Source organism: Trueperella bernardiae (assembly GCF_001469025.1).
Taxonomy (GTDB): Bacteria; Actinomycetota; Actinomycetes; order Actinomycetales; family Actinomycetaceae; genus Trueperella; species Trueperella bernardiae.
Genome location: NZ_LNIZ01000001.1, coordinates 167,223 through 192,823, shown reverse-complemented (window position 1 = coordinate 192,823; position 25,601 = coordinate 167,223). Strand labels below are relative to the sequence as shown.

At 61.4% G+C, this 25,601-nt stretch carries 16 protein-coding genes, 1 tRNA gene and 1 other RNA gene; 11 read left to right on the top strand and 7 right to left on the bottom strand.

The window, feature by feature from the left end:
* Window positions 1-53: 53 nt before the first annotated feature.
* Window positions 54-395, bottom strand: an RNA gene (rnpB, locus tag AQZ59_RS00880) — RNase P RNA component class A.
* Between the two features lie 38 nt (window positions 396-433).
* On the opposite strand from rnpB, the gene AQZ59_RS00875 reads away from it, so the two are divergent.
* Window positions 434-1,201 (top strand): YaaA family protein, encoded by a 768-nt coding sequence (locus AQZ59_RS00875; protein WP_062612266.1) that lies wholly within the window; start codon window positions 434-436, stop codon window positions 1,199-1,201.
* 21 nt (window positions 1,202-1,222) lie between these two features.
* Here AQZ59_RS00875 and AQZ59_RS00870 read toward each other — a convergent pair whose 3' ends face one another.
* Window positions 1,223-1,957, bottom strand: a complete 735-nt coding sequence (locus AQZ59_RS00870) for a zinc ribbon domain-containing protein (RefSeq protein ID WP_062612264.1) — start codon at window positions 1,955-1,957, stop codon at window positions 1,223-1,225.
* On the bottom strand, window positions 1,957-2,751 hold the full coding sequence (locus AQZ59_RS00865) for a Nif3-like dinuclear metal center hexameric protein (protein ID WP_062612262.1): 795 nt from the start codon (window positions 2,749-2,751) through the stop codon (window positions 1,957-1,959). Before AQZ59_RS00865 ends, AQZ59_RS00870 begins: the two co-directional genes overlap by 1 nt.
* 38 nt (window positions 2,752-2,789) lie before the next feature.
* Here AQZ59_RS00865 and AQZ59_RS00860 point away from each other — a divergent pair, with 38 nt between their 5' ends.
* Together AQZ59_RS00860 and AQZ59_RS00855 are read left to right on the top strand one after the other, a co-directional pair.
* Window positions 2,790-3,164 carry a fluoride efflux transporter FluC gene (locus tag AQZ59_RS00860; protein ID WP_062612260.1) on the top strand — a complete coding sequence of 125 codons (375 nt, stop codon included), beginning with the start codon at window positions 2,790-2,792 and terminating at the stop codon, window positions 3,162-3,164.
* Between the two features lie 3 nt (window positions 3,165-3,167).
* Window positions 3,168-3,548, top strand: a complete 381-nt coding sequence (locus AQZ59_RS00855; protein WP_062612258.1) for a fluoride efflux transporter FluC — start codon at window positions 3,168-3,170, stop codon at window positions 3,546-3,548.
* 131 nt (window positions 3,549-3,679) lie between these two features.
* On the opposite strand, the gene AQZ59_RS09895 is transcribed toward AQZ59_RS00855, so the two are convergent.
* Window positions 3,680-3,925, bottom strand: coding sequence for an IS3 family transposase (locus AQZ59_RS09895; RefSeq protein WP_413788358.1), 246 nt, complete (start codon window positions 3,923-3,925; stop codon window positions 3,680-3,682).
* 554 nt (window positions 3,926-4,479) lie between these two features.
* On the opposite strand from AQZ59_RS09895, the gene hsdR reads away from it, so the two are divergent.
* The 5 genes from hsdR (at window position 4,480) to AQZ59_RS09305 (ending at window position 10,802) form a co-directional block, all read left to right on the top strand.
* Entirely contained in the window at window positions 4,480-6,879 is a 2,400-nt protein-coding gene (gene hsdR / locus AQZ59_RS00850; RefSeq protein WP_062612257.1) for an EcoAI/FtnUII family type I restriction enzme subunit R, read from the top strand.
* A gap of 16 nt (window positions 6,880-6,895) precedes the next feature.
* A complete protein-coding gene (locus AQZ59_RS00845; protein WP_062612255.1) occupies window positions 6,896-8,368 on the top strand; it encodes a class I SAM-dependent DNA methyltransferase in 1,473 nt (490 codons plus the stop codon).
* Complete coding sequence (locus tag AQZ59_RS00840) at window positions 8,365-9,078, top strand: restriction endonuclease subunit S (protein WP_062612253.1); 714 nt, start codon at window positions 8,365-8,367, stop codon at window positions 9,076-9,078. Before AQZ59_RS00845 ends, AQZ59_RS00840 begins: the two co-directional genes overlap by 4 nt.
* 20 nt (window positions 9,079-9,098) lie before the next feature.
* The gene (locus AQZ59_RS09890) at window positions 9,099-9,779 is read left to right on the top strand and encodes a restriction endonuclease subunit S (RefSeq protein ID WP_201783130.1); all 681 of its coding nucleotides are present in this window, start codon (window positions 9,099-9,101) and stop codon (window positions 9,777-9,779) included.
* Window positions 9,780-10,391: 612 nt separating this feature from the next.
* Window positions 10,392-10,802: a hypothetical protein gene (locus AQZ59_RS09305; protein WP_143601928.1), complete on the top strand. Its 411-nt coding sequence runs from the start codon at window positions 10,392-10,394 to the stop codon at window positions 10,800-10,802.
* Window positions 10,803-10,936: 134 nt separating this feature from the next.
* On the opposite strand, the gene AQZ59_RS00835 is transcribed toward AQZ59_RS09305, so the two are convergent.
* From AQZ59_RS00835 to AQZ59_RS00825, 3 genes are all read right to left on the bottom strand, one after another.
* Window positions 10,937-18,211 (bottom strand): alpha-1,6-glucosidase domain-containing protein, encoded by a 7,275-nt coding sequence (locus AQZ59_RS00835; RefSeq protein WP_070808028.1) that lies wholly within the window; start codon window positions 18,209-18,211, stop codon window positions 10,937-10,939.
* A gap of 182 nt (window positions 18,212-18,393) precedes the next feature.
* Window positions 18,394-18,466 (bottom strand) — tRNA-Val (locus AQZ59_RS00830).
* Window positions 18,467-18,508: 42 nt separating this feature from the next.
* A complete protein-coding gene (locus tag AQZ59_RS00825) occupies window positions 18,509-18,919 on the bottom strand; it encodes a DUF3052 family protein (RefSeq protein ID WP_068538371.1) in 411 nt (136 codons plus the stop codon).
* 202 nt (window positions 18,920-19,121) lie between these two features.
* Between AQZ59_RS00825 and aceE the strand changes: the two genes are divergently transcribed.
* From aceE to AQZ59_RS00810, 3 genes are all read left to right on the top strand, one after another.
* Complete coding sequence (aceE, locus tag AQZ59_RS00820; protein ID WP_062612249.1) at window positions 19,122-21,878, top strand: pyruvate dehydrogenase (acetyl-transferring), homodimeric type; 2,757 nt, start codon at window positions 19,122-19,124, stop codon at window positions 21,876-21,878.
* Window positions 21,879-22,017: 139 nt separating this feature from the next.
* Window positions 22,018-23,790, top strand: coding sequence for an ABC transporter ATP-binding protein (locus AQZ59_RS00815; protein ID WP_082661057.1), 1,773 nt, complete (start codon window positions 22,018-22,020; stop codon window positions 23,788-23,790).
* A complete protein-coding gene (locus tag AQZ59_RS00810) occupies window positions 23,787-25,598 on the top strand; it encodes an ABC transporter ATP-binding protein (RefSeq protein ID WP_062612247.1) in 1,812 nt (603 codons plus the stop codon). Before AQZ59_RS00815 ends, AQZ59_RS00810 begins: the two co-directional genes overlap by 4 nt.
* Window positions 25,599-25,601: the final 3 nt, after the last annotated feature.

Here is a 25,601-nt window from a genome sequence, read left to right as displayed (position 1 = left end):
CGACGGCGTCGTGAAGGCTACGGCTAAGAGTGTGGCCCGCCGGAGCGGGCCACACGTGCAGCTGGCCTATACGCCGGGTTCTGTGCCAAAAGGCGGCGGCCATCTATCTAGGCCCATCGTTGCCGGTGGGCTCAAGCAACCAACCCGCGCGCGAGCGGGATCTCACAGCGCGCTGCTCGGTCTTGCTCCCGGTGGGGTTTACCCTGCCGTCCCAGTCACCTGAAACGCGGTGAGCTCTTACCTCACCCTTTCACCCTTACCGCCCGTGGGCGGCGGTTTGCTTTCTGTGGCACTAGCCTGCGGATCACTCCGAGTGGACGTTATCCACCACCGTTTCCCGTGGAGCCCGGACGTTCCTCGGGGGCATGCGCCCACGCGGCCGCCCGGCCAACTGCGCTTTGGATTATACCGCCGGGCGGGTTATACATGAAACATGCTCATTGCCCTGCCTCCGTCTGCCGGGAAGACGACGCCGGCCACCGGCCCCGCCCTCGACCTCGCCTCGCTCACCGCGCCGCAGCTCAACCCCGTGCGCGAGCGTGTGATCGACGCGTTGCAACGGGTGTCGGGGGCGCCGGATGCACTCAGCGTGCTCAAAGTGGGCGCCTCGCTCGAGCCGGAGATTCGGGCGCAGATCGACTTCTACAGACGCCCGTGCGCGCCGGCGTGGCAGGTGTACACCGGGGTGCTGTACGCGGCGGCAGGCTTCGATACGCTCACCGACGCCGAACGGGAGCGCAGCGCACGGATGGTGCGCATCTTTTCCGGCGCGTTCGGGGTGCTCAGCCCCGAGGATCTCATCCCCGCCTACCGGCTGTCGATGAACACGAAGCTGCCCGACTTCTCGGTGCAGGCGCTGTGGCGGCAGGCATTGCGCGAGCAGGCGGTGCTGCCGGAGGACGAGCTGGTGGTTGACGCGCGATCGGGCGAGTACATGGTGTGGTCGCCCGCGCCAGAGCGCCACGTGACGGTCGGGGCCGTGCGGCTGAGGAACGGAAAACGCTCGGTCGTCTCACACTGGGCCAAGCACTACCGCGGGTTGCTCGCCGGGTACCTTGTGCGCGAGGCCAACGCTCCCAGCACGCCTCTGGAGCTGGCCGAATTCGCCCAGGTGCTCGTGCAGGACGGGCACGTGAGCGGGGTCGAGCTCACCCCGGCCGGGCGCGGGCCAGCCAAGCTCACGCTCGTCACCGAGGAGTAGTGCGAGGCCGTCGGGACGCGGCTAGGCGTCAAGCAGGACGACGATGCACTGGTAGTCGTCGGAGATGTGGATCTGGTCGGGGTCGGAGTTCTTGATCTGGTTGACCTCGATCGGTGAAATCTGCACGCCGCCCGAGGTCTCGCCGTTGCGGTGCAGGGCGATGACGGTCAGCCCGCCGCTGCGCTGGGCACGCTCGTAGGCGTCCTTGAGCTCGGCGGCCAGCGGCTCATAAAGAGCGTCGCGCTCCCGGCGCACGTCCGCAGCGTCCCGCTCAAGCATCGCGATAGCGTCCTCCAGCGCGGCGCGCCCGGTGACGATCCGCTCGTTCAACACCGCCTGCTGGGCCTCGATGTCGGCGATCGCCGACTCCGCCGCCTCCACCCGCTCCAAGGCCACGAACTCCGCATCGCTGGCCTCGTCCAGGAAGGCCTGATTGGCATTGATCTCGCTTTCGAGGGTAAGCAGTTGGCGCGAGTCCATGCCCGTGCCCGCGTTCAGCCGGCCCTGCTTCTCGGCGACGATGCCGGCGAGCTCGCGCGTGCGGCGCTCGGCCTCCTCCAGCTGGGCCTGCGCGGTGTCGAGTTCGGCCCGCGCCTCCATGAGCTCCCGGCCCTTGGCCGCCACGAGGTTCATCTGCTCGCCGACCTCCGCGCGTAGCGGGTGGCGCTCCCCCTCGGCCTTGAGGCGGGCAAGCTGGGCGTCGAGCTGGGCGACGTCGAGCAATTGGAGCTGGTCGGAGCGGGGTGCGCGTGCCATCAGAGCCTCTCAATCCAAGGGTCGGTGATGAGGGTGGAAATGTAGGTGTCGACGCCGGCCGCGGCCACGGCGTCGCGCATCTTGGGCAGCACCGGCCACTCGCTGGCGAAATGCGTGGCGCCGATGAGGGCGCAGCCGCCGGCCCAGAGGTGGTCGGTGGCGGGGTGGTGGCGTAGGTCGGCGGTGATGTAGACGTCCGCGCCCGCTCGGTTCGCCGCCGAAAGGAAGGAATCGCCCGAGCCCGGAGAAACCGCCACGGTCTTGACGATCCGCTCGGGATCTCCCCCGATCGTGATGCCCGCCGGGGTCTCGGGTAGGAGCACCTGGAGGCGGAGAGCCAGTTCGCGCACGCTCATCGTCAGCTCGAGCTCGCCCACGCGGCCCAGGCCCAGCTCCGGGTGTTCGGCATTCGGCTCGATCGGGCGGGTATCGCACAGCCCGAGGAGCTCGGCCAGCGCCACGGCCGAGCCGTTGGCCGCCGAGTCGGCGTTCGTGTGAGCGGCGAAGAGGGCCACGCCGTTGCGGATGAGCTTGTGCACCCAGGCACCCTTCGCGGTGTCCGTCGCCACCGACGACGTCCCGCGCAGGTAGAGCGGGTGATGCGTGATGAGCATCTGGGCCCCGCGCTCAATCGCCTCGTCCACCACCGCACCGCACGGGTCCACCGCGAAGCCCACCTTCGTGACCTCGTCTGCCGGGTCTCCCACCACGAGCCCCACACGATCCCAGTCCTCTGCGAGGGCGGGCGGGAAGTGCTCGTTCATCACGGATACGATGTCCATCACAGTGCTCATGAGTTCAACACTACCGGAGCAAGGTTTAGGCTGGAGCCGTGAATGTCATACTCGTTGGACTCGGCGGCGCGATCGGCGCGGCCCTCAGGTTTTTCCTCTCCAACGGGGCCACCTACCCCGTGCTCGTCATCCTCGCCATCAACGTGGCCGGCGCCTTTGCGTTAGGCGTGGTCTCCTCGATGGTGAGCGGGCAGGCCCGGCTCTTCGTGGGCACCGGGATGCTCGGCGGCTTCACCACCTACAGCGCACTGGCCGTGGATACAGTCGAACTCTTGCAGGACAACGCTGCCTGGGGGCTGGCCTATGCCGTAGGCTCCGTGGTGCTCGGCGTCGGCGCCGCCTGGCTGGGGCTTAAGGCCGGTCGGGTTGGCGCTGAGCGTCGAACCACGAGCCACACGTCTGAGGCGGGGTGAACAATGATCTTCGCCGTCGCGCTCGGGGGTGGGATCGGTGCCGGCGCCCGCTACCTCATCGACAAGGCGCTCCCCCACCCGTGGGGAACCGTGACCGTCAACTTTGTCGGCTCCTTCCTCTTGGGCTTGCTCGCTTCCCTCTTCGTGCGGGAAGACGCGCTGGCTGGTTCCGCCACCTGGTACGCGATGCTCGGCGCCGGCTTTTGCGGCGGGCTGACCACGTTCTCCACCGCCTCCATCAACGCGCTCCAGGTCAGCGACGAACAGGGGCACGGCAGGTCGGCCGCCTTTGTGTTCGGGATGCTCGCGGGGGCGATTGCGCTTGCCGCGCTCGGGATGCTGGTTGGCGCGCGGTTACTCCCGGGCCCAGGCACATCGCACTAAAGGAGCTCTTCCCACTTGAGGGTGTCGGGTTGGCGCCCTCCCATGCGCCTATAACCCGGCCCGCCGGCCCAAGGCCCACCCGGCACCAGCTACCCCCGACACAGCTCGTGAACCAGAGCCCGACCAGGTCCCTATAGCAATCGGTAGCCGGTATATTCACAAGTTCTGCCCACTGAAGTGTCCCGAGTTTTGTTCCTAGCATTTGCCCTGGTTTTCATTTCCTCTGATGTGCTGGCGCTGTGCCAGTAGTCGTTCTCATCCTCGACCGGGGTGCGGTAGTCAAGGGCTTGGTGGATCCGGGTCTGGTTCCACCATGACACCCACTCGAACGTGGCGATTTCTACCTCGATAACGTCTTCGCACCTGCGGGTATGGATTAGCTCGTTCTTGTAGGAGCCGTTGATGTTTTCAGCCAGAGCATTGTCGTAGGACTCGCCGAGGCTTCCGGTGGAGCGGTAATAATGTGCTTGGTAAGTCGCTCGTTGAAGACAACGCTGACGTACTGCGACCCGTGATCCGAATGGTGAATGAGACCTGTTGTTTCCTTAGCACACACGATTGCCTGGTTAAGAGCTTGCATTTGGCGTGCTCGACCATGGAGACTGTCACCGTGGAATAAATCTGTGAGCGCAGCGAACTTTTATGCCGCGAAAGGGCAGCCGGAGTGGTTGCGTACCCGGCATCGGCTCGCGCAAGGTAATTCGTTGCAGAGCACTGCGATCCATGTAGAGACGATGTGAACCTCGCGAGATTCCTTGACCACTCCAGCCGACATCGCACCAAGTGAGGCAAAGATGAGCGAAACTAGAGGTATGACAATCCTTGGATTACGTGAGGCCAACGACGCTGACGTCGACTGCGTGATCAGCTTTGTGCCGGAAAAATGCTGCCTGCCGATCTCGCTTCCCATTAGAAGAAAAATGGAACTGCCATGCCAAAGTTAACTGAAGAAGATGTCAAGCAGAGATACATAACTCCCGCAATCGTCGAAGCTGCGGGTTGGCACAAAGATCAGATATTCATGGAAAAAATCATCACTCCGGGGCAGGTGATTGTGCAGGGCACCAAGACCAAGCGCGGCGAGGTCGGTAAAGTCGACTACGTGCTTCTGGGCTCGAAGTCGCGTAAGCCCCTCGCAGTTGTCGAAGCAAAAGACATGACACACACAGTAACTGCGGGTATACAGCAAGCGCTTGGGTACGCATCAAAACTCGACGCTCCATTCGCCTACTCCTCAAATGGCAAAGGCTTCATCGAGCACGACTTCTTCACCGGCGTTGAACGGGAACTTGGGATGGATGAGTTCCCCACTGAGGAAGAATTGTGGCAACGTTACCTTACTGGCAAGGGGCTAGACACCGCTGGTGCGGAGCTAGTTGCCGAACCCTACTACGTTGATCCGTTCAACCGTCAAGAAGCCCGCTATTACCAACAGGTAGCGGTGGACCGCACGTTGGAAGCAATCGCTCATGGCGACCGCCGTCTACTTCTGGTCATGGCCACCGGAACTGGTAAGACGTTCACCGCGTTTCAGATCATTTGGCGGCTTCTCAAAGCTGGCTCTGTGAAGCGGGTTCTCTACCTGGCCGACCGCAATGTGTTGATTGATCAGACCATCATCGGTGACTTCGAGCCGCTCTCAGGGCGCATCACCAAGGTCAAGGGCAAACAACTGGATTCCTCCTACGAGGTCTACATGAGTTTGTATCAGCAGCTCGCCGGTGAAGAGGGGGAAGAACCATTCCGGCAGTTCAAACCCGAGTTCTTTGACCTCGTCATCGTTGACGAGTGCCACCGTGGATCAGCGCGTGAGGAATCGTTGTGGAGACGCGTTCTCGATTACTTTTCGAGCGCCATCCACATTGGTATGACGGCGACGCCGAAGGAAACCAAGGAAGTGTCGAACATCGACTACTTCGGTGAACCCGTCTACACCTACAGCTTGAAACAGGGCATCGAGGATGGCTTCCTCGCCCCGTACAAGGTGATTCGTGTTGGTCTGGACGTCGACTTAGAAAACTGGCGACCGTTCGAAGGGCAGGTCGACGTCGACGGCAACGAAGTCGAAGATCGCGAGTACAACGTCAAGGACTACGACCGTAACCTCATCATTGACGAGCGCACCCAGATGGTTGCTAAGTACGTGACGTCCTGGTTGGCGAAGTACGGCACGGACTCGAAGACCATCGTGTTCTGCGTTGACATTGAGCACGCCGAGCGGATGCGTCAAGCCCTCGCGAATGAGAACCTTGAGCGGGTTATCGAGGACTACCGGTACGTTATGAAGATCACCGGCGATGATAAAGAGGGCAAGGCTCAGCTCGACAATTTCGCTGATGTCAACGAGCAGTATCCGACACTGGTCACCACGTCGAAACTGCTCACCACGGGTGTCAACGTCAAAACGATCAAGCTTATCGTCTTGGAGTCCAACATCGGGTCGATGACAGAGTTCAAGCAGATCGTCGGACGCGGCACCCGGCTCGATCCTGAACACGGCAAAGAGTTTTTCACAATCATGGACTTCCGTGGATCAACCCGGCTCTTCGCCGATCCTGACTTCGACGGCAACCCAGCAGGCGGTATCGACATGCCACCGCCCGAGCCTGGAGATGATGGCGAGATCCGTGAACCCGAATGGCCAGACGACGAAACAGTAGACGACCCCGGGTTTGAAGCTGGCACCGAGGACTTCGACCCAGATGATGTGATCGACCGTAATCCGCCGTGGATCACCGACCCGGAGCCTGAAAAGCAAGGGAAGGTGCGAGTTCGGGGTGTTGAAGTCAAACTGCTCAACGAACGTGTGCAGTACGTCGATCCTGTCACCGGAAAACTCGTGACCGAGTCGATCCGCGACTTCTCGAAGCGTTCATTGCTGAATACCTACTCCAGCCTCGACTCATTCCTCAACGCTTGGTCGCAGGCCGAGCGAAAAGACGAACTGATCGGCCAGCTCACCACTCGAGGCGTTTTCCTTGAAGCCATCCGAGAAGAAGCCGATGACAGATTCTTCGACGTCGACGACTTCGACCTTATTCTCCACATCGCGTTCGACAAGCCTCCACTGACAAAGCAAGAACGCATCGATCACGTCAAGAAGCGCGGCTACCTCCATAAATACTCAGATACCTGCCGCGAAGTATTGGAAGCGCTCTTGGATAAGTACGCAGATATCGGTATTTCTGAAATCGAAACAACCAGAATCCTCAGTGTTGACCCGTTCACTCAGTACGGATCACCGCAGAAGATTGCCCGTCTCTTTGGAGGGCGCGACGCCTACCTCCAGGCTATTCGTGACCTCGAAGATGCCCTCTACGAAGCTGCATAAGGAGCACAAGTAGCCGATGAGCTTGAACTCGTTTATATCCACCTCCCGCAAAATCATGCGCGGAGACGCCGGGGTCGACGGGGACGCCCAACGCATCGCCCAGCTTACCTGGCTATTGTTCCTCAAGGTCTACGACGCGAAAGAAGCTGAATGGGAGTTCCACAACCCCGCCTACGAGTCCATCATCCCTGAGGCGCTCCGCTGGCGCTCATGGGCACCCGACCTAAAAGACGGACGCTCCAAGACCGGTGAGGAACTGCTGACGTTCCTCAACACTGAACTCTTCCCAGCCCTCAAAGCACTGCCGATCACCGCATCGACGCCACTAAGCCAATCAGTCGTGCGCGCCGTATTCGAAGACTCAAACCAGTACATGAAGGATGGCATCTTAATCAGGCAGCTAGTCAACCTGATCGACGAGATCGACTTCGAGGATTACGCAGACCGGCACGCATTCGGCGAGATCTACGAAACACTCCTGAAAGAACTCCAAAGTGCGGGCAGTTCAGGTGAGTACTACACGCCACGCGCGGTCACCGACTTCATGATTGAGATGATCAACCCCAAACTCGGCGAGACCGTCGCGGACTTCGCTGCCGGAACAGCTGGGTTCCTCACCTCAACGCTCAAACACCTAGACGAACAGGTCGAAAGCGTTGAAGACCGCGAGGCGTACCGTTCCAGCGTTTACGGCATCGAAAAGAAGCCAATGCCGTACTTGCTCGGCGTGACCAACCTGTTGTTGCACGACGTTGACCAGCCCCAGTTCATTCACGGCAACTCGCTCGAACGGAACGTACGCGACTTCAAAGAAAGCGAGAAGTTCGACGTCGTCACCATGAACCCTCCCTATGGTGGAACGGAGCAAGAATCGGTCAAGGCGAACTTTCCGCAAGCCTTCCGCTCATCCGAGACCGCAGACCTCTTCATCGCGCTCATCACCTACCGGCTCAAACGAAACGGACGAGCCGGGGTAGTGCTACCTGACGGGTTTCTCTTCGGTAACGACGGAGCGAAACTTGCGCTGAAAGAGCGGCTCCTCAAGGAGTTCAACCTCCACACCATCATTCGCCTGCCAGGCTCAGTGTTCTCGCCCTACACCTCGATTGCCACCAACCTGCTGTTCTTCGACAACACCGGCGCAACCAAAGAGACCTGGTACTACCGAGTAGACCTCCCCGAAGGTTACAAAGCCTTCTCAAAAACCAGACCAATGCTGAGGGAACACCTGGATGACACCGCTGAGTGGTGGGCGGATCGCCAAGAGATCGAAGATGCTGACGGGAACCCCAAAGCCCAGCGGTTCACCGCCGATCAGCTCATCGAAGGCGGCTACAACCTCGACAGGTGTGGCTTCCCCCAAGCAACGACCATTGTTCTCAGTCCAGAAGAGACCATCGCTGAGTACAAGGCAAAGCGCGCTGAACTTGATGCGCAAATCGATGCAAAAATTGCCCAAATCGAAGCACTATTGGAGGTGACCGAATGATCGCCGACCGACTTCGTGCCTCCATCCTTCAGGCAGCGATCAGCGGCAGACTCACCGACCAGCGCCCAGAAGACGGCACCGCCAAAGAACTCCTCGAACAAATCGCTGCCGAACGAGACGCCTTGGTCAAAGGAGGGAAGCAGAAGAAGCAGAAACCATTTCCACCAGTTAGCGCAGATGAGCAAGCGTTTGTTTTGCCAGCGAACTGGGCATGGACCAGCTTTGGGGAAACCATTAGCCTCCTGTCGGGGAGAGACCTCACGCCTGAACAGTATTCAGATAGGCCCGATGGTATTCCCTACATTACTGGTGCGAGTAACTTCACAAATGGCTCTCTAATCGTCAATCGATGGACTGTGCAGCCACTGACGGTAGCGCGACAAGGCGATCTGCTCATCACCTGCAAGGGCACTATCGGTGATCTGGCTGTTCTGGAAGAGCCGGAAGCGCATATAGCTCGACAGGTCATGGCTATAACTTGCTTGCAGGTCCGTCGAGACTACGTCGCTGCGTTCCTCGAATATTCAGTTGCTACCTTGAAAGCGCAAGCGAAGAGCATGATTCCGGGAATTAGTCGTGACATGCTACTTTTCGCCCCGCTTCCTCTGCCACCGTTGGCAGAGCAGGATCGGATCATTTCCAAACTTGATGAGGTGCTGCCGATCATTGACCAACTTGCTGAACTCGAGAGAGAGAGAGAGAGCATCTAGACCGCGAGTTCGTACAAGCAATCGAACGTGCGATCCTGCAAGTCGCAATCAGCGGCAAACTCACCAAGCAGCTGCCCGAGGACGGTACTGCCACCGAACTCCTCGAAACCATCCAGACCCAGCGCCAACAACTCGAAAAGGAGGGCAAGATCAAGAAGCAGAAGCCACTGCCACCAGTAGACAAAGCCGACGAGCCCTTCGAACTACCAGACAGCTGGGAATGGGCACAGATCGGATCTGCTGTTGATCTCATCAACGGGCGTGCCTACAAGCAGCAAGAACTGCAAACCTCTGGTAAGTGGCCAGTACTGCGGGTCGGCAACCTATTCACAAACGAGAGCTGGTACTACTCTGACCTCGACCTTGAGGATGACAAGTACTGCAGCAACGGCGACCTGCTTTATGCATGGTCAGCTTCCTTTGGCCCTCACATATGGCATGGGGAGAAGTCGATTTTCCACTACCACATCTGGAAGGTACGTCATTATTTGATGAATCGCGACTACCTCAACTATGTTCTGCAGTGGGACGTGGATCGCATTCGCACAGCGACAACCGGTTCCACGATGGTTCACGTGTCAATGACGAACATGAGGCCACGCACAATCCCAGTGGCTCCAATCTCGGAGCAAGATCGAATCGTAAACAGGCTAGATGGTCTGCTTCCTCTGGTAGGTCAGATGGGGGAGCTGGTGTCATGATCATCCATTGCGAATCCTGCAAGAATGTCGAAATGTTGGACAATCTCGAGGAGTTGCTTTCTCTCCAGTTGTTTGACTAGCGAGCAACTCGATCAGTGGACTCCTCGACGAGCAGCGCTGGACTGGATGGATCATCAACCGCGAGAGATCGAATCGATTGCGCGGAGAGTGATTGAAGAAACCGATACCTGGGATTTCTTCGCGATCGAAGCCCGTGACCGATTCCCTTCGAAAAGACATACTTCCCTCGTTCAAGACCTAGCAGACTGACGAATTCTACATCTAATGACGACTCCTAGAAATCCCGCTTTTACTCCGCATATTCGAGCGAAGATCAGGTAAGTCGACCATATCCAGAATCATTGCAAATATTGGGCAAACGAAGCCTAGCGAAGTCCGCGTAAACTCCTGAAAACAGTCACCTAGAAATCGAAGCTTCTCAGTCACTCGAGAGGCAACACGAAGAGCGGCCGAACGGAAGATTAACGTCGAAACGATAACAAGGCACGGAACACTGAAGAAAACCAACAATGGTACTGCATATGTGCGTTATGGGGTCTGGGAAGCTCGATTGAGTCTTCACAATAGCACTATTATGACTGTGGTGATTTGGTGATGAATCGGCTGGATACTAGAACGCTTACAGCGTACTGCTGGGCAGATGGTAGTGGGTTTGGGTGGAAGGCCCCAGGAGAAGCTCTATTTCCACAGACTGGCTATTTCGATGAGTCCCCTCTCCTCACGGTAGATGTTGATATCGAAGGCAAGATCATTGATGTTGGCTTTGCGCTTGATGCAACGAATGGGAGACTTGAGACTGATATCCAGTGCAGCATTGATCGCCATTGTGAGGACGAATGGATGATCTGGACGATTACTTTTTCGCAAGGAAGCCTTCTGATGTGCAATGAGGAGGAGACTTGGCGTGCAGTCGGAGAGTTGGCGGACACGCTCAGCGTTACCCTAACCCCTCACAATGAGATGCTTACTCTATCCGTTAAGTCTGGAAAGCTTAGCGCATAGCATTACCTCGACCTGGAGTCCTACCAGCCATAGTCGACGGGCATGGGGTGGGCCCCGGAAGAGCAGTTCTTCCGGGGCCCACCGCTGACTGGTGTCAGCTTGTCAGCCAGCTAACTAGCCAGGAGTGCTCATGCCTAGCTGATGGCGACCATCGCCTGCCAGCCATGTCCGACCTGGCGGGCAGTGCCCCACCAGCCATTGGCCTGGTTCTTGTAGGCAAACATCTTCCCATCCTCGCGGATACCGACCAGGTCAAGCCTGCCGTCCCCATCCACGTCACCAGGAACCGTGGCCTGGACAAAGGAATCCCAGCCGTGACCGATCTTGCCCGCGCCATACACACCACCGTCGGCAGCCCCGGCGTAGGCATACATCGAACCATCAGCCGCAATCGCCACCAGATCGCTGTAGGAGCTACCCACGAACTGGCCCGGGGCCAAGATCGTGGTCATATTCGACCAGCCGTGACCAATCTTGGTCCCACCAAACAGGCCGTTCACTCCCACCTGGTAGCGGTACAGATCACCGGTTGCCACATGACGCGCCACCACATAATCCGCACGCGAGGAGCCCAGCTTGCCTGCGAAGACGACATTATCCATGCCATCCCAGCCATGGCCAGCCTGCATACCCTCCACCAGGAAACCGTCACCCTGCGAGTAGTAGTAGAACAGGGAACCGTCAGCGTACTTGACCAGCACATCCGCCCGACGATCACCGTTGACATCACCCATCGCGGCGATGTCAACGATCTGGTTCTGGCCGCACATCACAATGCCCTTGTGGTAGAAGCCGCCCTTGCCATCATTAGCGTAGAAACGCACCGCGCCGACCTCATCCACCGACCACAGATCAGCCAGCTTATCGCCAGTCGCATCACCCAACACGCCCGTCGCACGCGACGGCGTAACCGGACGATCCATCACCTGACACTGAGAAGGCACCAGCTCAGCAATCTCCTCCTGCGTCATCGGGCGCGTACGAGACTCAGTGGTCACAACCCGGTCACCGACGACCCACTCGAGCTTGTCAGCATCCCACACGAACTCCGTGGTGGTCACCGTCCGCTCCTGATTGAAGGTGCGATCCTCGATGTTAGGAGTCGTGTCCTTCCACTCGGAATACTCGACCTTCATCTCAGGCTGGGCCGGGCGCTCCAACTCAAACTCCCACGAGGTCTCAGCGTCCGCTGCGAGGACATAGCCATCCGCAGCCACGGCAGTTACCGTCACGGTCTGACCAGGCTTCACCTCAACAGTTCCGGTGACCTCCCGATCACCGACCTTGTAAACCACACCCTCAACGGTCGGGATCGTGATGACACCAGAGTCCTGATCAAAAGCCGGATCCTCCGGAGTGACCTGCGTCGGCAACGCCGGCATCGAGAACTCCCACGAAGCCGGAGCGCCCTCGGCCAGGACATAACCCTCCTTGGCCACAGCAGTCACCGTGATCGTCTGACCCGGCTCCACCTTCACCGAATCCTGGACAACGTCCTCACCAACCTTGTAATCCACGCCCGTAACGGACGGGATCGTCACAACACCGGTCGCCATATCGAGAACTGGCACCTCCGGAGTCACTTCCTTCGGCTCAGGTGCGGCCTTCTCCTGGACGAGCACCACTGCCGAGCGGGCGGGAACCGTCACCGTACCTGTCTCGGAATCCCACGTCGTACCCTGAAGGACCGGATCATCATCCTGGCCGTCGGTGAGAACGGGCGAGAGCGAGAGCGTCAGGCCCTTCATCTCGTCGATGCCCTGGCTCAACTCCACCGGAGAAGCGTTGATCGCCACGAGCAGGCCGTCCGAGTCCGGATCGACGTCGGCGCCGACCGTGTCGTCCACGCGCATGAGGATGAGGCCCGCCTGCTGATCCTTGCCCGCACCCGGGAAGGTCACCTTCTCCTTGACGAGTTCAGCAGAGCCGAGCGTCAAGAGCGGGTGAGCGTGCCGCAGGCGAAGCAGCTCGAGCGCCTGGGCATGCGCCTTGGCGAGGTCCTGCGGGGAGGCCACGTTCGCAGTATTCTCCAGGAACGGCTTCATGGCATTCCACTGCACGTCGTTGTCCCGAGCCGGAGGAAGACCCACACCGAAGTTGTGCTTCTGGCCGGTCCAGTCGATTGCGTTGAAGTAGTCTCCCGAGTTGTAGGAGTTGCGATCCATCGACTTTGAGCGCAGCAGGTCAGTGCCCGCGTGCCAGAAGGACGGGGACTGGCCGAATGTGACCGTCGCGAGCGAGACGGTATTCATCCGCACGCGCGTATCCATGGTCGAATCGGCCGGTAGCTTCCACATGTTCGTGTCAAAGAGCGTCTCGTTGTCATGCGCGTCGACGTAGTTGACGTTCTCCTCCGGCGAGATGGCGTAACCTGCCTTCTGCCCGTTGTAGTCCAACTGATCGCCGCGCTTCTCCTCGCCCGAGCTGGTGACGAACGTGAAGTCCTTGAGGTTGCCCGCCATGCCAAGACGGATGAGGTCCTGGTTATGCCTCAGGCTTGCCAGCTGATCGTCGCTCGCCGAATTGAGCGCGTTCGGGTCCGTGTATTGGCCGTTGCCAAAGCCCTGGCCTTGCGACTTGTTCGAATCGAACCCGCTTCCACCATGCACGGCGTCGCGCAGCCGGTCGTTGAACGAGCCGATCCCGGTCCCGTCCAGCTGCCCCTGCGTGGCCTGCTCGAAGCGCTTGTTGTTCTGAACGTCGTCGCCGAAGTTCCAGCCCTCGCCGTACATGTAGATGTTCTTGCCGTCAACCCCGTCCTTCTCCGGCGTCAGCTGCGCAAGCCCGGCCTGGATGGCCTCCATGTTCGCCCGCGAGTGATGTCCCATGAGGTCGAAGCGGAACGCGTCAATCTTGTAGTCGCGCGCGAGCGTGACCACCGAGTCAACCATGAGCTGTTCTGCCATCGCGTTCTCGGTGGCGAGGTTCTCACAGCAGGTGGAATTTGCCACCGTGCCGTCCGCGTTCAGGCGGTGGTAGTAACCCGGCACCACCTTGTCGAGCACCGACTTCTCGCCCTGGCCAGACTGGGCCGTGTGGTTGAACACCTGATCGAGGATCACCTGGTAACCCATCGAGTGAAGGGCGCCGACCATCTCACGGTAGGCCATCGTGCGGTTCGCACCCGACTGGTTCTCCTCCGCCGCGTACGAGCCCTCCGGGGTCATGTAGTGGTAGGGGTCGTAACCCCAGTTGAACCCGTCCTCATCGGCCACAGCCATGACCGCCGCCTGCTGTTCCGACGACGCCGCCCCGGCATCCGGCACTGACGCCACCTTCTGTTCGGCGCGCTTTTCGGGAATCGTGGCGATGTCGAAAGTGGGCAGGATGTGAACCATGTTCATGCCCGCCGCCGCCAGCTCGCGCAGCTGCTTGACACCGGCGGAGTCCTCGAGGGCGAACGCCTCGTAGGTTCCCCGGAGCTTCTCTGGGACGGTCGTGTCCCCGATCGAGAAGTCGCGCACGTGCAACTCGTAGATGCTTCGCGCCGAGTCATTCGTGATGACGGGCGCTTCGCTGGTTTGCCAAAGCGTTGGCATATAGTCCGGATCCGACAGGTCAACGAGCACCGAGTGTGTCGAGTCCACCGTCAGGCCCACCGAATACGGGTCGGTCACCACGTTGTGCTCAACCTGGTTGGTCGAGGGCACAAAGACCTCCACGTCGTAGCGGTAGGCGCGGTTCTTCCAGGCACTTTCGCCCGTGATCGTCCACGTGCCATCCGCCTGATGCTCCATCGGCAACGACGCCGGATCGCCCGTCGCGTCCTCAGAGTCGAAGAGCTGCAGCGCGACCGACTTTGCCGTGGGAGCCCACAGTTTGAGGGTAGGAACGCCGTCGTTGAAGTGCACACCGAGCCCGCCAGCCTCACGCGCCGCGGAGGCGTAGAGAGCGTCGAGTACGCCCGGAATCTGCAACCCTGTGAAGGCGACCGGCGTCCCACTGGCGTCCTTGGCGAGGATCGCAAGGTTGCCTCGCAGGGCCTCCTCAACCGCGGAGCGCTCCATGGCGACCGTCAGCGTCTCATACCCGCGCAGATGCCCGCGATTCTTCAGCTGCTCCGAGGACAGTCCCGAGCTCGAGTGCGTCATCTTCGCCAGCTTGGTCGCGCCATCTCCGGCCACCGCCCCATTCGCCACGGACAGCGCACCTGTGCCGCCCCACAGTTCGAACGTGAGGTCGGTGCGCCCGCCGGTGAGCGCGCCCGGCCAGGCGAAAGTGGACTCATCCACCCAGTAAGCCGTGCGCTCGCCCTGGCCCGCGACCGGGACGTCACCTTCCGAAATCTCCAAGACGTGGTCCGAGATGCGGTAAGTGAAGGTGATGAGCTTGTTCGCGCCGACGGTGAAGTGATAATTATCAGCGCTATTGGGGGTGCCGCCAGGACCGTAGTTCTCTGCCCATCCTCGCCCATGAGCGACCTTCACCTGGTAGTCCCCCTGCGCGATCTTGGACGTGGAGAAGGTATAGGTGCCATCCCCGTTCGGGAACATGAGCGTGGCCAAGCACGCCGGGTTCCAATCCGCGCCGAAATCGCCAGACGGCTGACAGCCGAGCGTGGCATTGAAGTTGCCCGGGAGCGTCACGATCGGATCCGTGGCGGTGTTGAAGAACTTGTGGCTGACGGGGTTGTAGAAGAAGGTGACGTCCGTCTCCTCATCAAGGGTGTAGGCGACGTTCTGCCCCTTAGGCACGCCTCCTGCTCCGTAGTCCACGTCCCACGATCCGCCGATCGCCACCTTGTACTGGTATGAGCCCTTGGGCAGCTTCCACGTGCCCATGTAGAGCCCCGAGGCCTCGTCGAGGGTGAGGCGCGCGTCCACGCACGCAGGGTCCCAGTTTCCGCCGCACCCCATGGCCTGCTGGTGCGTGCCAGGGAGGACGACGTCGTTCGCGCCGATTCCCGCCGGTGCGGGCGCGGCAGAACCCAGGTCGGTACCGACGACCAGAAGGCCGGAGCCGGCCACCTTGCTGCCGTCCGCGTCAACCGAGACCGCGCGCACCTCGACGAGCGTGCCCGCCGGAAGTCCGAGATCGGCAAAGACACGCGGCTGGTCACCCTCGGCCACACCGAGCGGCGCGTATTCTTCGGTCCCCACCGGCCGGTAGGAGAAGGAGGTCTCCGCCCAGCGGTGGTCGGCGATATCCGCGGTCACCGAGGTAAGCCCGTTTTCGGGAGCCCCGGTCGACACCGCGATCGTCTGGCTCTGTCCTGCGTCAGCCACCTGCGTGTTCGCCTTGAACACGACCGCCGACAGCGCCGGCACCGTGAGGCTCACGGTATCCGTGGCAGTGACCGAATCCTGCGTCCCGTACAGCGGCGAGTAGGTTGCACCCGGGGTGAGGGTGGCAAACGTGGCCTCCTTCGCAGAGTCGGAGTTGTTGATGGCCACGAGGTATTCGACTTTCTCCTGGCGATCCACGCGGGCGAAGGCGAAGACGCCCTGGCCGTCGTCGTAGTGGAGAGTGGTCTGCGAGCCGGTGCCCAGCGCCTTGTGCTCGCTACGCAGGTTAGCGAGCGCGGCGATGTGCGTGCTCATCTCCGTCTCGCCGAAGCGGTCCTGCGAACCCGCGGGCGTGCCGTCGAGCAGCTTGTAGTTCTGGTATTCGGCGGTCTGCGTGGCGAACAGGGATTCGCGAGCGCCCTTGTCCGCGCCGTCGCCCACCAGGCCCTGCTCGTCGCCGTAGTAGAGCACGGGCTGGCCGCGCGTGAGGTACATCAGCGTGTGGGCGAGCTTGGTGCGGCCCATCGGGTCGGAGCTACCACGTAGGAGCCAGCCGATGCGACCCTTGTCGTGGTTGCCCAGGAAGGTGGGCATCGCGGCCGCCGACGAGTGTGGGGTGGTGTAGTAGGAATCAGCCGCGAAAGCCGAGGCGAGCGCCTTGGCCGAGCCGCCACCCGCGTAGCCCTCCGCCCAGGACTGGAAGGCGAAGTCGAGCACCGCATTCATGCGGGTGTCGCGCAGGTAGGGGGCGAGCAGGTGGGTCTGGGCGTCGTAGACCTCGCCGAACATGAAGAAGTCGTCGTTCCCTTGCTTGGCCGCGTAGTCGCGGATGACGTCGGTGAACTCCTGCCAAAACTCGAAGTTGACGTGCTTGACCGTGTCGATGCGGAAGCCGTCCACACCGAAGTCCACCCATGCCTTGTAGATGTCGATCATGCCGTCACGCACGGTCTTGTGCTCGGTCATGAGGTCGTCAAGATCGCCGAAGTCCATGTAGGTGGTCGGTTCACCCGCCGGCCACGACGAATCATGCCCGCGGTTATGGTAGAGCGTCGGATCGTTGAGCCACTGTGGGTACTTCGCGCTCTCCATGCCATCCGGGATGAGGGGCTTGTACGGGAACGACGTGGCGGCGTCCATCACCGGGAACGTGTCCGACGTCGCGTAGTCGGCCGGGTCGAACGCCGCGCCGCTCGCGTCCTTGTACGGGGTGTCCTTCTTATAGATATAAGGAGGGTTCTGCCCCTCATGGCCTTCGTAATAGATGACGTCCGCCGTGTGGTTGGCGATGATGTCGAAGTAGACCTTCATCCCCTTCTCATGAGCCGCCGCGATGAGGTCCTTCAGCTCCTGATTCGTGCCGAAGTGGGGGTCGATCTGCGTGAAGTCCGTAACCCAGTAGCCGTGGTAGCCCGCCGACGCATCCGCGCCCGTGCCCTGCACGGGGCGGTTGACGAATGACGGGGTTAGCCAAATCGCGTTCTGGCCCAGACCCTTGATGTAGTCAAGCTTGTCGTGGATGCCCTTGATGTCGCCGCCATGGAAGAAGGCACGGTCGGCCGGGTCGAAACCGGTCTCCATCCGGTCTGTCTTCGTGCAGTCGACCGGTAAAGCGCCGTCGGCACCGGCGTGACCCGTGGCGATACACCGATCATTATCCGGATTGCCGTTGTTGAAGCGGTCGGTCAGCAGGAAGTACATGTTGCGGTCGGCCGCCGGGTCCCTGTAGGGCGCGGCAATCAGCGACGCGTCGGAATCGGCGTACTCCCCCGGCAGGCCCGGGTCGGAGACGAAGACCTTCTTATTGACGTCGTCGAACGAGAAGCGCAGCGTCCGCGCATCGTCCAGGACCAATGGATAGTTGCCGTCCTTATGGCCATCCATCCCGTAGGCGCCGTCCCACGAGTTGTTGATGGTCACCTTGAAGGCGTGCTCCCCCGCCGGGATCGTCAGATCGGCTGTCCAGATCCGATCCCCATCCGGATCCTTCAGTGAGGTGGCGCCACAGGCCTCATCCCAGTTCTTTGGGCAGCCGAGGGCATCTTGGAACGTGCCGGCAACGGTCACGTTCGACGTCGCTGCAACAGCGGGCGTGGCAAAGCCAACAAATACCGGCAGTCCCACCGCCATGGCCAAGAGTAGGCCGAGGGCGCGGATCAGCCGCGAATCCTGTGTGCGTTTCACGGGCAGACTTCCTTGTCTCTTCAACAGTGTGCGTGTTGGAAGACAAGTGTAGAGGGTGGCTCCGACAAAACTACCCGCCGCCTGCAAATTGCAAGCAAGAAACTGCAAGGATATGCACCGCAACGCTGTGACCAGCAAAAACGCCCTCCATGCACGTGCAAGAAGGGCGTTTTTTGTAAGCGTGGACCCTACCGGGCTCGAACCGATGACACACGCGGTGTAAACGCGTTGCTCTACCAACTGAGCTAAGGGTCCGCAGGTTAGTGTAACCGGCAAGCACCCAGTTGGGAAATCTCCCTAGAAGGTACGGCCGTGCGCCACCTGGAACGCGTTCCACCCAGAATCGAGGTGGCGCGTGGTCGTCACCGAAAGTCCGGCCGTGCCCGCGGCGTCATTCACATCCTCCATCGGCACGCTCAGATCGGCCCGCTGATCGGGCACGAGGAGCCAGATGGGCGCGTCGTCGTCGGCAATCCCGCCCGTGCAGTCAACGAAAAGGTCAGTCAGGTCGTCAACATCACCGTCGTCCGCACGCCACCACAGGATCACGCCATCCACGCTCCCGCGGTAGTCCTCATCCTCAAGCTGTTCGCCCGTAACCTGGACGATGCTGGCGCGAAGAGCCATGTCGACGTCGTCGTCGTAGCCGAATTCCTGGATCAGTTGCCCCAACCGGAATCCCAACTCCTTACCGGATAGACCGGACACTGTTACCGCCTTCCCTGAAACAATAGTCTAATTCTAAGGTGCCGACGGCGAAAGTACAGCTTTAAACCGTGGCCGCGTCTTACCACGTGGCGCGTGTGAGCAGTCACCCAGTTCTGTCTTCCGTTAACTAGTGGGGTCTTAAGGCCTAAACCGGTACCCTTGAGGTATCGCATGACGCAATCGATCGTACAGAGGAGTAATCGTGAGTCAACAGCCCCTGAGGCCTCTCATTAACGGCTTGCTCAGCCAGGTTCCGGACATCAACCCCGAAGAAACCCAAGAATGGATCGACTCGGTCGATGGACTGATCGATTCCCAGGGTGGGCCGCGCACCCGTTACCTGCTGACCGCGATGGAGAACCACGCCCGCCGCAAGGGCATCTCCCTCCCGCCAAACATTGTGACCCCGTACGTCAACACGATCGGTATCGACGACGAGCCGTACTACCCCGGTGACGAGTCGCTGGAAAAGGAGATCCGCCGCTGGACCCGCTGGAACGCGGCCGTCATGGTGACCCGGCAGCAGGATCCGGACATCGCTGTCGGCGGCCACATTTCCTCCTACGCCGCTCAGGCCACCCTGTACGAGGTGGGCTTCAACCACTTCTTCCGCGGCAAGAACGCCCCGGGCGGTGGCGACCAGGTGCTCTTCCAGGGCCACTCCTCCCCCGGTAACTACGCGCGCGCCTTCCTCGAGGGCCGCCTCACGGAGAAGGACCTCGATTCGTTCCGCCAGCAGGCTTCACGACGCTCGGGCGGCCGCGGCCTGCCGTCCTACCCGCACCCACGCCAGATGCCGGACTTTTGGGAGTTCCCCACCGTCTCACTCGGCCTTGGCCCGATCTCCGCGATCTACCAGGCCTGGTACAACCGCTACCTGCATGAGCGCGGGCTGAAGGACACGAGCCAGCAGCACGTGTGGGCGTTCATGGGCGACGGCGAGATGGACGAGGTCGAGTCCCGCGGCGTGCTCCACCTGGCCGCCGGCCAGAACCTTGACAACCTCACGTTCGTCATCAACTGCAACCTTCAGCGCCTCGACGGCCCGGTGCGCGGCAATGGCAAGATCATCCAGGAGCTCGAGGCCCAGTTCAAGGGCGCGGGCTGGAACGTCATCAAGGTGATCTGGGGCCGCGAGTGGGACGAGCTGCTGACCGCGGATAAGGACCGCGCGCTCGTCAACATCATGAACGAGACGCTCGACGGCGACTACCAGACATTCAAGGCCAACGACGGCGCCTACGTGCGCGAGCACTTCTTTGGCCGCGATCCGCGCACCAAGGCGATGGTGGCCGACTGGTCGGATGAGAAGATTTGGGCGCTCAAGCGCGGCGGCCACGACTACCGCAAGGTGTACGCGGCTTACAAGGCTGCCACCGAGCACAAGGGCCAGCCCACGGTCATCCTCGCCCACACGATCAAGGGCTACGCGCTCGGCTCGAACTTCGCCGGTCGTAACTCCACGCATCAGATGAAGAAGCTCAACTCTGATGACCTCAAGCTCCTGCGCGACACGCTCGAGCTGGATATTGCCGACGACCAGCTTGACGATCCGTTCGTGGCGCCGTACTTCAAGCCGTCGCCGAAGAACCCGGCTCTGGAGTACATGCACGAACAACGCCGCAAGCTCGGCGGCTACCTGCCCGAACGCCGCGTGGTGGAGCAGGGCGTGACCCTGCCGGCTGAGAAGCATTGGGGCATCCTCAAGGGTGGTTCGGGCAAGCAGAAGGTGGCCACCACGATGGCCTTCGTCCGCCTGCTCAAGGACCTGCTGCGAGACAAGGACTTCGGCTACCGCTTCGTGCCGATCATCCCCGACGAAGCCCGCACCTTCGGCCTGGACGCTATCTTCCCCTCGGCGAAGATCTTCAACGTCCTCGGCCAGAACTACACCGCGGTCGATTCGGACCTGCTGCTCAACTACAAGGAGTCCCAGCAGGGCCAGATCATGCACACGGGCATCACGGAGGCTGGCTCGAACGCGGCGTTCACCGCGGTGGGCACCTCGTACGCCACCCACGGTCTGCCGATGGTTCCGATCTACATCTTCTACTCGATGTTCGGTTTCCAGCGCACGGGCGACCAGTTCTGGCACGCCGCCGATCAGCTCACGCGCGGCTTCATCATGGGCGCCACCGCCGGCCGCACCACGCTGACGGGCGAGGGCCTGCAGCACATGGACGGCCACAGCCACGTGATCGCTTCGACGAACCCGGCTGTCATCCAGTACGACCCGGCCTACGCCTACGAGGTCAGCCACATCTTCCGTGATGGCCTAGTGCGCATGTATGGCGACGGCTCGGATGGGCGCGACCAGAACGTCATGTACTACATCACGATCTACAACGAGCCGATCCACCAGCCGGCCGAGCCGGAGAACGTGGACGTTGAGGGCATCGTCAAGGGCATGTACAAGCTTGACGAGGCCGAAGGCGAGGGCCCGAAGGTCCAGCTCTTCGCCTCCGGCGTGGGTGTGCCGTGGGCGCGTGAGGCCCGCCAGATGCTGCGCGACGACTGGGGCGTGGCCGCGTCCGTGTGGTCGATCACGTCGTGGTACGAGCTTCGCCGCGACGGCCTCGCGGTCGACGAGTACAACTACCTGCACCCCACCGAGGAACCTAAGAAGGCCTACGTCACCCGCAAGCTTGAGGGCGAGTACGGTCCGATCATCGCCACCTCGGATTGGGAGAAGCAGGTCCAGGATTCGATCCGCCCGTGGGTCCCGGAGGCCTACTACACACTCGGCGCGAACGGCTTCGGCATCGCCGATACCCGCGCCGCCGCGCGTCGTCACTTCCGCATCGACTCCGCGTCCATGGTGGTACGCGCCCTCCAGGCGTTGGCCGACCGTGGCGAGGTCGACCGTTCCACGGTCCAGGCGGCGATCGACAAGTACCAGCTCCTTGATCCGGAGGCCGGCGACGACGGTCAGCCGGTGGCGAACGAGCCGGCTGTCTAAGCCCTGATTTCCCCGGTGCCTCGCGGTTAATCGCCGCGGGGCACCATTTTTTTGTGTGGCACAGTTGGATTTATTAATCCAGCAAAGTTGTCGGACCGTGGTTGTAGTCTGACATGGACGGTACGAGCTAAGGAGAGCTGTGACTCTAATCCACATCAGCTGGGAGTTTCTCAAGCGAAAGAAGGCGGCGTTCTTCTTTATTTTTCTGCTGCAAGTAGTGCAGATCCTCCTCAGCCTCGTCCTGCCCGCCTTGAACGCGCAGATTATTGACGACGGCATTTTGGGCAACGATCAGGCCCTCATTTGGCGCGTGGGCGGGGTGATGCTCGCGATCGCTATCGTGCAGATCATCTCAATGGCCGGAGCGATCTACCTAGGCGCGCGCACCGCCATGGAGCTTGGTCGGGAGCTGCGCGGGCGGGCGTTCCGCCACGTGCAGTCGTATTCCGCCACCGACCAGCACAAGTTTGGCGCGCCCACGCTCATCACCCGCGTGTCGAACGACGTGACACAGGTGCAAAACGTCGTGCTCCTCACCTTCACTGTCATGATCATGTCCCCGCTCATGGGCTTTGGCGGCGTGTTCATGGCGATCCAACAAAATGCCCGGCTTTCCCTTCTGCTCGTGGTCATCGTGCCGCTACTTGGCCTGCTCATTTTCTTCGTTATGCGGGCGCTCGCGCCGCGCTACACGGTCCAGCAGGAACGCATCGACCGGATCAACACCTTGTTGCGTGAGCAGTTGACGGGCGTGCGCGTGATCCGCGCCTTCGTCCGTCAGGATACGATCCGTGCCAAGTTCGACGACGCCAACCACAAGCTTCGCAAGATCTGGCTGGAGATCGGTGTGCTGTGGGCGTTCCTCATGCCGGCGGCGTCAATCATCATCGGCATCTCGTCCGCGGCCGTGGTCTGGTTCGCCGCCCACCTCATTTCGCAGGGCGCCATGCAGGTCGGCGCGCTGACCGCCTATATCTCCTACCTTATGATGATCATGATGTCGGTGATGTTGTCGGGCATGATGGTCATGCTGTTCCCGCGCGGCGAGGTCTCGGCCAAGCGTCTCCAGCAGATCTTCGACGTCGTGCCCGCTATCCAGGCCCCGGCCGATCCCGTGGCGTTGCCCGAGGGCCCGCTCACGTTCGAACTTGACCACGCCGGTCTGCGCTACCCCGGCGCCGAGGAGCCGGTCCTCTCCGACATCTCGATGACCTTCGCCCCCGGCACACAGGTGGCGCTCATCGGCTCCACCGGTTCGGGCAAGTCCTCGATCATCAAGCTCCTCCCCCGGCTCATTGACGCCACTTCGGGCGAGGTCCGTGCCGGCGGCGTGTCTGTTACCGACGTCGACCCGCAGGAGTTGCGCGCCCGCATCGCGCTCGTCCCCCAGCATGCCTTCCTTTTCTCCGGCACAATCGCCACGAATGTGGCCGGTTCGCCCGACGAGCACGCGCCCTACGACGCCGACCGGGTGGTCCTTGCCCTGCGCGCGGCTCAGGCGTGGGACTTTGTGAGCGAGCTGGAGGGCGGGATTGAGTCCAGTGTCGAATCGGGCGGTAAAAACTTCTCCGGCGGCCAGCGCCAGCGCCTGACGATCGCTCGTGCGATCTACCGGTGCCTGCCGGACGCACAGGGCCGCCGGCAGGCTGACCTGCTGATCTTCGACGATTCCTTCTCAGCGCTCGACTACCAGACCGACGCGCGGCTGCGGCGCGGCTTGCGCGCCTTCATTGGTGACGTTGCGGTGTTCATCATTGCCCAGCGCGTGTCGACCATCCGCCAGGCCACCCACATCCACGTGCTCGACCACGGCCACATCGTCGGAGTGGGCACCCACCATGAGCTACTTGATTCCTGCGAAACGTACCAAGAGATCGTCGCGTCGCAGCTGACCGCGGAGGAGGCACGATGAGGGGCGGACCTCACGGGGCGAACCCGTATTCGACCGAGACTCGCGACACGAAGGGAGCGCTGAAGCGCCTGCTCCGCATGCTGCGGACCGAGCGGCTGCGCGTGTTCGGCATCGCCGTCCTCATGTTGTTCGCGGCGGGCGGCAGCGTGCTCGCGCCGAAGTTCTTGGGCGACGCCACGAACGTGGTCGTCGATGGCATCTCCGGAAGCGGCGTGGACTTTTCCAAGCTTGCGCGGGTGTTGCTTTTCGTCGTCGGGCTGTACGCGGTCTCAGGCATCACGAACTTCGCCGCGGGCTACATTATCCGCTACACGGTCCAGGACCTGGGCTACAAGCTCCGCCACGACGCACAGGCCAAGATCGACGCGCTATCCCTGTCATGGCTGGATAAGCAGCAGCGCGGCGACCTCCTCTCCCGCGTCACGAATGACATCGACAACATCACCCAAACCCTCATGCAGACCCTCAACCAGGTGATCCAGTCGGTCTACCTGCTGATCGGCATCGTGGCGATGATGATTTGGGTTTCGCCGCGGCTGACCGTGGCCGCCCTGTTCGTCATGCCGCTTGGCGTCGTCGCTCTGCTCGTCATCCTCAAGAAGGCCCGGCCAGAGTTCCGCGCCCAGTGGGCGAAGACGGGCGAGGTATCGGCCATCGTGGAGGAATCCTTCACGGGCTTCGACGTGGTGAGCGCCTACGGCCTCCAGGACGACTTCGAGCGCATCTTCGACAAGGCCAACCACGGCCTGTACGAGGCGGGCTACAAGGGCCAGTTTCTTTCCCAACTCTCCCAGCCGATCATGGGTTTCGTGTCCAACCTCGGCTTTGTCATCATCGCGGTGTGGGGCGGGTTCCAGGTGATCAACGGCCAGCTAACGATCGGCGGCCTGCAGGCGTTCATCCAGTACAGCCGCCAGCTCAGTCAGCCGGTCTCTACGCTCGCGTCCATGACGGCGATGCTGCAGTCGGGTGCCGCCTCGGGCGAGCGCATCTTCGACTTCCTCGACAGCGAGGAGATGGACCATGACGCCGCCGTCGATTTCCACGACCTCATTCCTGCTGACAAATTCCATGGCCACATCACGTTCGAGAGCGTGGAGTTCTCCTACGAGGAGGGCATCCCAGTGATCAACGGCCTGTCGCTGGACGTGCATCGCGGGGATCAGGTGGCGATCGTGGGTCCCACGGGCGCGGGCAAGACCACGCTGGTCAACCTGCTCATGCGCTTCTATGAAATCAACGGGGGCCGGATCGCGCTCGACGGCGTGTCCACCCGCGACTTTTCCAAGGATTCGCTGCGCTCCCAAATCGGCATGGTATTGCAGGACACGTGGCTGTTCGAGGGCACGATTGAGGAAAACATCGCGTTTGGCAAGGAGGGCGCCACCCACGACGAGGTCGTCGCGGCGGCGAAGGCCACGGGCGTGGACCGCCTGGTGCGCCAGCTACCTGAGGGCTATGACACGATCATCGACGACGAGGGCGGCAACATCTCCGCTGGCGAGAAGCAGCTCATCACGATCGCCCGCGCCTATCTTTCCGACCCGGCCGTGCTCATCCTTGACGAGGCCACATCGTCGGTGGACACCCGCACAGAGATGCTGGTCCAGCGCGCCATGGGCGAGCTGCGCGAGGGGCGCACGTCGTTCGTCATCGCCCACCGTCTATCCACAATTCGCGACGCCGACCTCATCATCGTCATGGTTGACGGCGACGTGGTGGAGCAGGGCACACACGAGGAACTGCTCGCGCACCACGGCGCCTACTACGATCTGTACCAGTCGCAGTTCAGCGGGCCGGAGGAGTAGGGC

Excerpts from the sequence above, each read along its gene's own strand:
- AQZ59_RS00875 (WP_062612266.1), top strand. The coding sequence starts at position 434 with ATGCTCATTGCCCTGCCTCCGTCTGCCGGGAAGACGACGCCGGCCACC.
- AQZ59_RS00870 (WP_062612264.1), bottom strand. The coding sequence starts at position 1,957 with ATGGCACGCGCACCCCGCTCCGACCAGCTCCAATTGCTCGACGTCGCC.
- AQZ59_RS00865 (WP_062612262.1), bottom strand. The coding sequence starts at position 2,751 with ATGAGCACTGTGATGGACATCGTATCCGTGATGAACGAGCACTTCCCG.
- AQZ59_RS00855 (WP_062612258.1), top strand. The coding sequence starts at position 3,168 with ATGATCTTCGCCGTCGCGCTCGGGGGTGGGATCGGTGCCGGCGCCCGC.
- hsdR (WP_062612257.1), top strand. The coding sequence starts at position 4,480 with ATGCCAAAGTTAACTGAAGAAGATGTCAAGCAGAGATACATAACTCCC.
- AQZ59_RS00845 (WP_062612255.1), top strand. The coding sequence starts at position 6,896 with ATGAGCTTGAACTCGTTTATATCCACCTCCCGCAAAATCATGCGCGGA.
- AQZ59_RS00840 (WP_062612253.1), top strand. The coding sequence starts at position 8,365 with ATGATCGCCGACCGACTTCGTGCCTCCATCCTTCAGGCAGCGATCAGC.
- AQZ59_RS00810 (WP_062612247.1), top strand. The coding sequence starts at position 23,787 with ATGAGGGGCGGACCTCACGGGGCGAACCCGTATTCGACCGAGACTCGC.